We start from the raw sequence: 9,501 nt of genomic DNA on the forward strand, positions 1-9,501 counted from the left end.
GGCAAAAATTTTACAGGAAAGGAAAGCGATTACACAAGGTTATGCAGTGCTATACGTATACAAAAAATTACTTTCGGCCTTCATTGGCAACCTGCTTCCGCACTATCGTGCTATCTATTACCTTTGTGCGCCAATAACTCATGCTCTTTTCTCATTTACCTAAAACATTGAAAATCATACACTAAATGAATATTGACTCCCGATACTCCGAAAAATTCGAAAGCAGACACATTGGGCCTGATGCACACCAGGTAGAGGAAATGTTGAAAGTGATCAAAGCTAAATCGATTGATGAGCTGATCGATCAAACCATCCCCTCAACGATCCGCCTCAAGAAAGCACTGAGCCTGCCTGCAGCAAAATCTGAATATCAGTTTCTGCAAGACTTCAAGAAGCTTGCTTCCAAAAACAAAGTCTATAAATCATTTATCGGCACAGGATATTATAACACCATTACTCCGGGTGTAATTCTGCGCAACATCCTGGAAAATCCGGGATGGTATACAGCCTATACTCCTTACCAGGCAGAGATTGCCCAAGGGAGATTAGAAGCGCTGATCAATTACCAAACGATGGTAATCGATCTTACCGGCATGCAGATTGCCAACGCATCGCTACTCGATGAAGGTACTGCCGCTGCTGAAGCTATGCACCTGCTATATGCTTCACGCAAGGCTTCTAAAAAGAATGCACATAAATTCTTTGTTGATCAACATACCTTCCCGCAGACTATAGATGTGTTGAAGACGCGTGCTACACCTATAGGCGTTGAGCTGGTAGTAGGCGATATCAATACAGTAGATGTTACCGATGCAAACCTGTTTGCCGTATTCATTCAGAACCCGAACAACAACGGTGAACTGAAAGACTATACTTCCTTCAATGCATCAGCACATGAGAAAGATCTGTTTGTAGTGATGGCAGCTGATCTCATGAGTCTGGTACTGGCGAAATCACCAGGAGAAATGGGTGCCGATGTTGTGGTTGGATCGTCACAACGCTTTGGTGTACCCATGGGATTTGGCGGACCTCACGCTGCATTCTTTGCAACGAAAGATGACTTCAAGCGCCAGATGCCGGGAAGAATTATAGGCGCTTCGATCGATGCTTCCGGAAATCCGGGCTATCGCATGGCGTTGCAAACACGCGAGCAACATATACGAAGAGAGAAAGCTACTTCAAACATTTGTACTGCACAGGTTCTTCTTTCAGTAATGGCCGGTATGTATGCGGTATATCATGGCGCAGAAGGCCTGAAGAAAATAGCTGGTCGCATTCACGGCCTTGCACAATCGCTCGAAGCTGGTTTAAAAGCACTCGGCATAAAACAGGTAAATGAAAATTACTTTGACACACTGAAAGTAGCTGTTACCGATAAGAAAGCGATAGAACGCGAAGCACTGAAACACGAGATCAACTTCCGTTACTTCTCCGATAATCATGTAGGTATAGCGTTAGATGAAACAACATCTGCTGAAGATATAACCACTATACTCAACATCTTTGCTGCTGCAGAAAACAAGAAGGCAACCAACGTTTCGTCCAACGGACAACAACTGCACTGGCCTGCTGCACTTATCAGAAAATCTTCTTTCCTCACGCACCCGGTATTCAACACGCATCATTCAGAACATGAAATGCTGCGCTATATCAAGCGCTTGGAAAATAAAGATCTCTCGATGGTTCACTCGATGATCTCACTGGGATCATGTACCATGAAACTGAATGCTACCGCAGAGATGGTTCCTGTAACATGGCCTGAGATTGGAAATATACATCCCTTCGCTCCGATAGATCAGGTGCAGGGATATGCTGATCTTACTACGAATCTTGAGAACTGGCTGAAGGAGATCACAGGCTTTACGGGTGTATCACTGCAACCGAACAGCGGTGCGCAAGGTGAGTACGCTGGCTTGATGGTGATCCGCGCTTACCATGAAGATCGTGGGGAAGGACATCGCACTATATCACTTATACCAGCATCGGCTCACGGTACAAACCCTGCCAGCGCTGTAATGGCCGGTATGGAGGTAGTAGTAGTGAAGTCTGACGAAGAAGGCAAGATCGATGTAGCTGATCTGAAAGCAAAAGCAGAGCAGTATAAAGATAAACTCTCCTGCCTGATGGTAACATACCCTTCTACACACGGTGTGTTTGAAGAATCGATCATGGAGATCTGTGAGACTATCCACAAGAACGGTGGACTGGTATATATGGATGGTGCTAACATGAATGCACAGGTAGGCCTTACTTCACCTGCCACCATTGGCGCTGATGTTTGTCACCTGAACCTGCACAAAACATTTTGTATACCACACGGTGGTGGTGGCCCGGGCATGGGTCCTATCTGCTGCAACGATAAACTGAAAGCCTATTTACCTGGCCATGCCGTTGTAAAAACCGGTGGCGATAAAGCAATCAGCGCAGTATCAGCAGCTCCATGGGGAAGCGCCAGCATTCTGACTATATCTTACGCCTATATAGCGATGATGGGTGGCGATGGCCTGACCAACGCTACACGCTATGCTATACTGAATGCTAACTATATCAAGAACCGCCTGGAAGGCCACTATAAGATCTTATATACCGGAACAAAAGGCCGCTGCGCACACGAGATGATCGTGGATTGCCGCGACTTCAAAAAGGCTGGTATAGAAGTAGAAGATATAGCGAAGCGCTTAATGGACTACGGCTTCCACGCACCTACCGTATCATTCCCGGTAGCCGGTACGTTGATGATCGAGCCTACAGAAAGTGAACCGAAAGAAGAACTGGATCGCTTTGTAGATGCGCTGATCGAAATACGCAACGAGATACGCGAAGTAGAAGAAGGCAAAGCCGACAAAGAACAGAACGTATTGAAGAATGCACCGCATACCGCGGCCGTTATAACCGCTGACGAATGGACGCTGCCCTATAGCAGAAGTAAAGCTGCTTACCCGCTGCCGTATGTTCGCGAAGCGAAGTTCTGGCCAAGCGTAAGCCGTGTAGACAATGCGTATGGCGACCGTAACCTGGTATGTAGCTGTCTGCCGATTGAAGAGTATACTTCCAAAGAAGAATCGGTTACTGCATAGTAATCAGTAGTACTATAAAGAAGGCCTCTGCATCGAATGCAGGGGCTTTTTTATTTTAACAAAAACTTGATCCGCCAGGCTGCTATCCTTTCGTATAAAAAGTGAGTATATTTAGCATGTACCCTACCCGTGTTGCAAGCTTTAACAACAGATATTGCACCTCAGAAGCCTCCCTGGTGGGCATGGTTACTCACAATAGTGATCTTGCATACCGGCTCGCAGATATCACTGCTGTTTGAGTATTCACAGGGCGTTACCGACTATTATCTGCCCACAGCCCTATCGTTGATATTAATAAACTGGTGGGGGCCTCGCATCGTATTGCCCATCCTATATATAAATGCAACGCTCAGCACATACTTGTGGGGTGTACCGTTAGACCAATGGTATGAATGGCCTATATATGCCTTACCCGAAACGTGTTTCACCTTTCTCGGCTGGCTTCTTTTCCGGAAAATGTACCAGGGCAAATACTGGCTTCCGGATATACGTAATCTGCTGGCATTCTTATTTCTCGGAACGGTAGTTCCGTTGTTCATTGAAATTCTGGGACTGCAATTGTTGCTCTCGTATTTTGGCGAACAATCGTGGAGCACGTTCTGGCCCCTGGTAAGGCGTAACGCCCTGGGTGAATTTACTTCCAGCTTCGGTCTCGCATTACCATTGCTATATTATGGTTCGCACTATATGCAGAAAGCAGGGCTTCTCTATGAGCAACACGAAAGCATACCTTCTTCCAACTTACTTAACCGGAACCAAAGACTTGAGCTGATCGGCATATACATCATTCTCCTGCTATTAGTGTTTAATATTGACTTCGAGAAGTTCTGGTATATATACGGATTGCTGTCGCTATATATAGCGATTCGCTTTGGGTTTGGACCGGTTACATTCACCAACTACTATATATTTCTGATCACCTATATTATACCGAGGCTCTTCACACAATTCGGCTACAAACCATTCTCGCAAGAATTTGATGTAACCAATATACTCCTGGGAGCGAGTTTGCTGTTAGTGTTTGCAGCCGTAGTTGGCCGAGTGATTACCGACCTGAAAATTGCCGAGATACGTTTACAACAACAGAACCAGGAGCTTGACCAGATCAACAAAGAGCTCGATCGTTTTGTATATAGCGTTTCTCACGACCTGACAGCCCCATTAAAATCTATTTTAGGCCTGGTAAATATCAGCCGCATTGCTCATGAACCGAAAGATGTATCACACTATCTGAGTCGCATTGAGCAAAGTGTGCGCAAGCTGGAAATATTTATATCCGAAGTGCTGGACTACTCCAAGAACAAACGACAAGAGGTAAATATCGAGCGAATAAAATTACTGGAGCTGTGCACCGATATACTGGGCAATCTTAAAAACATGGAAGGTTTCAGCAACATTACCATCGATCTTTCTAACCTGAAACATGAAGAGATTAACCAGGATAAGATGCGGCTCAGCATCATTCTCAATAATCTGTTGACCAATGCTATAAAATTTCAAAAACGTTTACCGGAACATCAGCCCTATATACGCGTGTCTACGCGCAAGAGTCAGGAGAAAGTAATTATCGAAATTGAAGACAACGGAGAAGGTATACCGCCCGGTGTGCAGGATAAAATATTCGACATGTTCTATCGGGGCACCGAGAACTCCAGCGGCTCTGGTTTAGGCCTATATATAGCACGCGAAACCGCCAGCAAGATCGATGGCAATATCTATGTGCAATCCGAGTATGGAAAGGGATCGGTGTTTATTGTAGAGCTGAAGGAACTGGCAACGAAGAGCGTATGGAGTTAGTACAAGCGAAAAGCAGAAAGCTTAGAGCCAAAAGTGGAAAGCAGTCGGTATTTACTTTCTGCTTTCCACTTTAAGCCTTCTGCTTTCCACTCAACGACCAGCGGTCATCTCCATTCTCTTCTGCATCTCTCTTTCTTTGCGCACCAGTTCTTCCTGCGTGGCTTGCAGCTCTTCCATATTCTGACGCATCTCTTCTTCGCGTTGCTTCATTTGTTCTTCATTGATGCGTGCATGATCCAGCAACTCTTTCATCTTGTGTGTATTCTGCGTATTCAATATAGCAGAAGCCAGAAACTCTCCGGCTTTCTTCAGGAAGTTGATATGGTGCTCCTGAAATTCTTCGAACGAAGCAAGTTCCAGTATGGCTACCGTTGTAACATCGTACTTCAACGGAACAATAACGAGATTGCTCGGTGTAGCATCACCAAGCCCCGATGTGATCGCTGTATATCCCTGAGGAACCTGTCGAAGCTCGATAGTATCACCTTCCAGGTATGCCTGCCCGATAAGACCCTGCCCTATATCTATTCGTTTTTGTACCCACTTCTTCTTATCAAAAGCAAAGCAGGCTTTCAACTCCAGATATTTCTCTCCATTACTTTCTTCCACCACAAATAAACTTCCCTGTTGTGCGTGTAAATATTTTGTAAGAAAAGAAATACAACGATCCGCCAACAAATTATTATCGTGTTGATTGTTTCGCACAAGCTCCGAGAATGTAGCAAGCCCTTCGTTTATCCAGTTCCGTTTTTCATCTTCCAGTCGTACGCGTTTTAGTTGTTCGCGCATGCGCACCAGGTTGCCCGCAAGGGTCTCTGCATTTTGATCTGCGTTCGATTGATCCAGTCCTTTCCAATCAACATCATAATTACCATCGGTCATGTGTCGGATAAAATCAGATGCCTTCCGCACATTTTGTATAGAGCTCTCGTTGATCTCGCTGGCCGACAACGCCTGACTTTCGCCCGGGTCAAATACATACTTCCGGTCATTCTCCTGCACTTCCAGCAACAATGCCTGGCGCGCATCACGCTCCTTTCGTACGCGTTGTATAAATATGAACAAGAGTGGCAGTGCCAGTACTGCGATTGTTATTTGCAGGATCAGATTGTTTCGTATTGCAGCATTATAATTAGCACGTGCTTCTTTATTCAACTGATCTTCGTATGCTAACAGCGGCTGCGAAAATGCTGAGTATTGTTTCCATACTTCATACCCTTTATCCTGCTTCAGCATATCCTTAAAAATATTTATACTGTCGATGCGCGCAGTATCTACCATCTGCTTGCTGAACACTATATAGGCATCCACTTCTTTTCTAACAGCCATCAACTTTCCATCATCGTTATACGTTTGCTTTTTCAATAACGAATCGAGCTGATGGAATGTAACTGTACTGATCTGGATGGCTTCGCGATAAGGCCGCAGCATATTGTCATCGCGTGTTAATCCATAGCCGCGCACGCCCAGATCGAGCCCGTGCATTATACCGCTGAGGATTTCGCGGGTACGTTGTTCCACAAGTTCGGTTTGTTGCTGCAATAAATTATTCTGCTGAATAACGAAATGATTACGAATAGCAACAATAACACTGGTGGCGAGTGCCAGGCCCAGTACGACAACAATCCAGTTGTCGGCAAGGAGTTTTCTCATAATAGATTTTCTAGTAGGTTTGGTTTAGAAAAAATAAGAAAACCAGATTCGTTATACAACGGGATGCATGGTAAAAATAAAAATGGAAGAAAAATGAAAGTATTGAAAACGGTTTCAACGATCTCTAAAAGTATATTTCTGGTATTCCTGATAAGCCTCATGGCCCTTTCTGCCTATAGCCAGAAGAAAGCAGCCTATAAAGGATTTCCTTCACTGGTGTGGCCCAAACTCTATAACATCACTTTTGTAAAAGCACAGGACCGCCTCGGAGAAGTTGATAAGCCTGTATTCACCGATGCCGTAAGGGCATTGAACGGAAAACAGGTAACACTGCCAGGCTATATGGTGCCTTTTGAAAACGGCATGAAAGGGAATCACTTTATGCTGTCATCTCTTCCGCTCAACGCCTGTTTCTTCTGTGGTGTGGGCGGACCTGAAACCGTAGTAGAAGTATTCAGCACTAAAGCCGTTAGCTATACCGAGAAACCGATCGAGATACAAGGCAAGTTGATGCTGAACGACAAGAACCCTGACCAGATGATCTATATACTGGAAAACGCAGAAGTGATCGGAGAAGCCGGTCTGTAATCAGTATACATTCCTCAATATGTAGTCGTATGGCGTAAATACTATAGTATGAAAAAGTCCCTCCTATATATACTCTCGCTAACTACGTTGCTTCCTGCGTTGGCACAGGAGTTTACCAATAACGATCTGCAATCGCTGGTAAATGCCGAACGTGCTTTTAGCCTGCAGGCAAAAGAGAAAAACACACGCGATGCTTTCCTGGCCAATCTTACTGACGAATCGGTTGCCTTCTACCCGAACACTACAAAAGCAAAAGCCTTTTGGGAAAAAGCTGCAGCTGGCACGGAGTGGCTATACTGGCAACCGGTATATGCAGATATAGCTGCCTCCGGCAACTTTGGCTATACCACGGGACCGTGGAGTTTTCGAAAAGATAAATCTGCAGAAGCCTCTGCCTTTGGAGAGTATATTACCGTTTGGAAGAAACAGAATGATGGCAACTGGAAAATATTGATCGATGCCGGCATCAATCATAGCAGTTACCCGGTAGATGGCCATTCGGTAAAAACATCGGCTATAGCATCGCAGCCTTCGAAGAAACCAGAAAAAGATTTAGTTAACGAACTCACTGCATGGGAAGCCGCCTTTATTAAAGAGGTTCCTGCCGATGGACTCAAAGCTTTTACACATCACGTCTCGAAGGAAATACGATTCTATCGTCAGGGTCATTTGCCATTGACAGCTATAGAAGAGGCTTGCAAAGTATCTGACATCATCACCTATACTCCAATCGGCACACAAGTTGCCCCGAGCGGAGATATGGGCTTTGCGTATGGTAGCGTTACCGTTGTGAAACATGAAAATGGTGAACAGAAAACCAACACATCCAATTACCTGCGCATCTGGAAAAAAGAAAATGGTACGTGGAAAATTGTGATCGACCTGATCACTTGATGCTATACAGTATACTACAGCAGGCGGGTTAAAATACTTTACGAATACCCAGGTTGAAAGTCTTCCAGCGATTGCTGTTCTCGCCCGAGAATACATCGCTGTAAAACAGATTTATAGTAAACATGGTATTGTATTGGTACTGCAATCCTACACCATAGGTAAAGAATTGTCGTGTATGATCGAAGTTATAATCCCACGCATTCGTCATTCCGATCAAGGCAAATGGAAATATATGTTTCGTGAGCAGGTAAGAGGTATATACATTGATAGGATTGGTAAAATCCGCATTAGCACGGGCATCGCGAAAACGAACCAGTATATCTGCCTGCACAAAGAGAAACATCTTGCGACTGATAAGATAATTATATAGCAGCTGTGTATTAAGCGCATAACGATTATCGCCCAGAAACATACTTTGATTGCTCGCTGCTCCCAACGGAATATAGAAGGTTTGCTGCACCACAAAGTTATTCGTCATAAATGGCAGGTAACGTGCCCGTATACCTACCGATGTAATGGCCCGTTCGTACTGGATCAGCCCCTTGTTATCATTACCCAATACCTTTAGCGGAGAGCTCTTGGCATCTATATCCTGCCGGCCTGTGCGATACGAGAAATCCAACCCAACATTAAACCTCCCTGATTCAGATATACCATGCGTAACCTGCAGCGTATTGATGAGATAGGTATAGCGCTGATTCATATTGATCGACACATGATCTTGCGTGAAATACGTGTTCGTGGTAAGCAGCGCGTTTGAGAGTATAACTTCTGTATAGCTCTTGGGCATCATCACCGAAGAAACCGCAGGCGTAATTCTATCACCCACCAACAGGGAATCGTACGTATAGCGTCTATCCGAAATTTGTGCCAGCACTCTATCCGCTATACATAGTGAGCACACAACTAAAAACAGGAATAATAAAAATTTCATATAGACTTATTTCATGGGCATTCAAAGTCTTTCACATCCAGTGTGAGTTGTTTGCCAGACTGCGTGGAGATCAGCGTCATGTGATGGTAGCAGTATTTCTTCAATGTCTCATTGTATACTGTAGGAGCAGTCCACACACCAACATAGCGTACACTGTTTACGGTAAACTCGATATAGTTATTCATTACGCCTCCTACTACCGCCTGATCATATATACCATTTCCTTCGGCATCGTTCGAGTTATTCCGGAAGTTTACCGATAATGTACCATCACCATTATCGCTTAGTAAGAATGTTTCATTGCCATTCAGCTCAAAAGGATTGTCCCACTGATTAGATATAGGGGGCACATAGCCCGCAGGCAAGGATGTAACCGTAGCACCATTTACCAGCGAAGCTCCTCCCGTTACATCAGGCTGTGTACTCACCACTTCAAAAGTTTTTCCTTCTGATATACCTACCGATGTTTTTACTTTCACCGAATAGTTACCCACTGCCAGATCGGAAGGTATAATTACTGTAACTACTTTACTGGTAGCGGTCGCTATATCTGCCTGT

At 44.7% G+C, this 9,501-nt stretch carries 7 protein-coding genes; 4 read left to right on the forward strand and 3 right to left on the reverse strand.

From position 1 onward, the window contains the following. The first annotated feature begins 185 nt into the window (after positions 1-185). Positions 186-3,077, forward strand: coding sequence for an aminomethyl-transferring glycine dehydrogenase (gene gcvP / locus VIN08_RS08465; protein WP_331963094.1), 2,892 nt, complete (start codon positions 186-188; stop codon positions 3,075-3,077). 129 nt (positions 3,078-3,206) lie between these two features. Then, on the forward strand, positions 3,207-4,874 hold the full coding sequence (locus tag VIN08_RS08470) for a HAMP domain-containing sensor histidine kinase (protein ID WP_331963097.1): 1,668 nt from the start codon (positions 3,207-3,209) through the stop codon (positions 4,872-4,874). Positions 4,875-4,964: 90 nt separating this feature from the next. Here the strand turns inward: VIN08_RS08470 and VIN08_RS08475 are convergent, their stop codons facing one another. After that, positions 4,965-6,527 carry a GAF domain-containing protein gene (locus tag VIN08_RS08475; RefSeq protein WP_331963100.1) on the reverse strand — a complete coding sequence of 521 codons (1,563 nt, stop codon included), beginning with the start codon at positions 6,525-6,527 and terminating at the stop codon, positions 4,965-4,967. 93 nt (positions 6,528-6,620) lie between these two features. Between VIN08_RS08475 and VIN08_RS08480 the strand changes: the two genes are divergently transcribed. Together VIN08_RS08480 and VIN08_RS08485 are read left to right on the forward strand one after the other, a co-directional pair. Next, complete coding sequence (locus VIN08_RS08480) at positions 6,621-7,115, forward strand: DUF3299 domain-containing protein (RefSeq protein WP_331963102.1); 495 nt, start codon at positions 6,621-6,623, stop codon at positions 7,113-7,115. 48 nt (positions 7,116-7,163) lie between these two features. Continuing rightward, on the forward strand, positions 7,164-8,009 hold the full coding sequence (locus VIN08_RS08485) for a DUF4440 domain-containing protein (RefSeq protein ID WP_331963105.1): 846 nt from the start codon (positions 7,164-7,166) through the stop codon (positions 8,007-8,009). A gap of 28 nt (positions 8,010-8,037) precedes the next feature. Here the strand turns inward: VIN08_RS08485 and VIN08_RS08490 are convergent, their stop codons facing one another. Then, positions 8,038-8,943, reverse strand: a complete 906-nt coding sequence (locus VIN08_RS08490) for a hypothetical protein (protein WP_331963108.1) — start codon at positions 8,941-8,943, stop codon at positions 8,038-8,040. A gap of 11 nt (positions 8,944-8,954) precedes the next feature. Continuing rightward, positions 8,955-9,501, reverse strand: a 547-nt coding sequence (locus VIN08_RS08495) for a hypothetical protein (RefSeq protein ID WP_331963111.1), incomplete at its 5' end; no start/stop codon positions are given.

Origin of the sequence: Ohtaekwangia sp. (assembly GCF_036568665.1) — a bacterium.
In the GTDB taxonomy this organism is placed as follows: domain Bacteria; phylum Bacteroidota; class Bacteroidia; order Cytophagales; family Cyclobacteriaceae; genus Ohtaekwangia.